This is a genomic window from Mesorhizobium sp. M2A.F.Ca.ET.039.01.1.1 (assembly GCF_003998035.1).
Classification (GTDB): domain Bacteria; phylum Pseudomonadota; class Alphaproteobacteria; order Rhizobiales; family Rhizobiaceae; genus Mesorhizobium.
Genome location: NZ_RZRY01000976.1, coordinates 1 through 1,880, shown reverse-complemented (window position 1 = coordinate 1,880; position 1,880 = coordinate 1). Strand labels below are relative to the sequence as shown.

Genomic DNA, 1,880 nt, shown 5'->3' with positions numbered 1-1,880 from the left:
GGGGAGATCAGTCACCGCCTCGGCTTTCGCCAATCACGGACGTGGTTGATATCTGGGCTGAAGCTCGCATTGCCTGCCGCTTGGCTTGACACCCCAAGGCAACGGCGTACCCTCTATTAGCTCGAACTTAACTATGCCCTGGCGTGCCGATCATTCGCGGCGAGGGCTACCTGCCGTTCCGACATCGTGAAACGGCACTGCTCGCCAAAGCGATATGCCGACGCGCCTGACGCAAACGGGAGGTGCAAATGGCGGTCAGTTGGCAATTGTCCGGAAGCTATTTTGAAAATTGCAGCTGCGATGTCGTGTGTCCCTGTCTGATGTCCACCAACGCGCAGCTGACGTCGAAGCCGACCAAAGGCGTTTGCGACGTCGGTCTGGTCTTTCACATCGACAAGGGCAATTACGGCGACGTTCGACTGGACGGGCTCAACGTCGCGATGGTTGCGCACACGCCAGGCCCGATGGCGGAAGGCAATTGGACGGCCGCCGCCTATATCGACGGTCGGGCCGATGACCAGCAGACGGAAGCGCTGGGCGCGATCTTCACCGGCGCCGCGGGTGGTCCGATGGCTGCCTTCGCGCCGATGATCAGCACCAACCTCGGAGCCAAGAAGGTGCCGATCGACTACAAGATCGACGGCAAGAAGCGGTCGGCGGCGATTGCCGGGGTGGCTGAGCTGGCCGTCGAACCGTTGCCGACCATGCGCGAGGACGGCGAGATGTGGGCGGCTACCGGCCATCCCGTCAATCCCGACTGGCTCGGTCTGGCGATGGGGGGCGCAGGCAGCACCTTCAGCGACCATGGCATGAGCTGGGACAATTCCCGCTGCAACGGGCATTACGCGCCGATCAACTGGTCCGGCCAGCTCTAGAGCGTTTCACCGTTTCACGGAAACGGCGATCCGCTATCCGTTGTTTTTACGCAATTCCGGGCGGAAAACCGCTCACACTTTTCCTGGAATTGCTCTGGCGCCTGGCAGCAGAACGGCCCGCTCATGCCGCTGACCCTGCAGCGAAACATCATACTCGCGTTGCTGATCGCCGCGGCCGCGGCGGCGTGGTGGGCGCTGCTTGCCTGGCATCAGATGGGCATGGATGCCGACATGCGCATGGACTCTCCCAGCATGGGCATGACGGCCGCGCTGTTTCTTACCGTCTGGCTGATCATGATGATCGCCATGATGTTTCCGGCGGCGGCGCCGATGATTCTGACCTTTCACCAGGTGCAGAGAGGCAAGCGGGGCCGTGGCCAGGCCTTTGTGTCGACCTGGGTGTTCGTAGCCGGCTACATGCTGGTCTGGGCGGCGACGGGCGTTTTGGCTTTTGCCGGCGCGGCGGGCGCGGAGATGCTTGCCGGGCGTGTGGGATTGTCCGCAGCGACGGACGCGCGGATCGACGGCGCGCTGCTGATGTTGGCGGGCGCCTATCAGCTCTCGCTGTTGAAAGACCTGTGCCTCGCCAAATGCCGCTCACCGATCGGTTTCATCCTGACCTCATGGCGCGATGGGCGGTTAGGCGCGGTGCGCATGGGCCTGCGGCATGGGCTCTTTTGCCTGGGCTGCTGCTGGCTGTTGTTTCTCGCTCTGTTTCCGCTCGGGATCATGAACCTCGCCGCAATGGCCGTGGTCACGCTGCTGGTCTTTGCGGAGAAAACATTCCCGTATGGAGAGCGGATTGCGAAGGTGTCGGGCGTGGCCCTGCTTCTTTATGGCGCGGCGGTGCTGATCCTTCCGCAGGCGCTGCCAACTTTCCAGCCGATGGACACGATGACGATGAACTGACTGAAGGCGGCTCTCTGGCAAAGATAGTCTGACGTCATCATAAACGCCGTGAGTGCCGCTGCGGTTGGCTGATACGCTGGCGGGACAGCGCCCCCC

The 1,880-nt window shown here is 62.6% G+C and carries 2 protein-coding genes; both read left to right on the top strand.

Translation table 11 applies throughout. The features are described from left to right. The first annotated feature begins 248 nt into the window (after positions 1–248). A complete protein-coding gene (locus EOA24_RS36315) occupies positions 249–875 on the top strand; it encodes a DUF1326 domain-containing protein (protein ID WP_126080361.1) in 627 nt (208 codons plus the stop codon). A gap of 123 nt (positions 876–998) precedes the next feature. Beyond that, complete coding sequence (locus EOA24_RS36310) at positions 999–1,784, top strand: DUF2182 domain-containing protein (RefSeq protein WP_126080362.1); 786 nt, start codon at positions 999–1,001, stop codon at positions 1,782–1,784. Positions 1,785–1,880 lie beyond the last annotated feature (96 nt).

Coding starts and splice junctions, on each gene's coding strand:
- EOA24_RS36315 (WP_126080361.1), top strand. CDS start 249: ATGGCGGTCAGTTGGCAATTGTCCGGAAGCTATTTTGAAAATTGCAGC.
- EOA24_RS36310 (WP_126080362.1), top strand. CDS start 999: ATGCCGCTGACCCTGCAGCGAAACATCATACTCGCGTTGCTGATCGCC.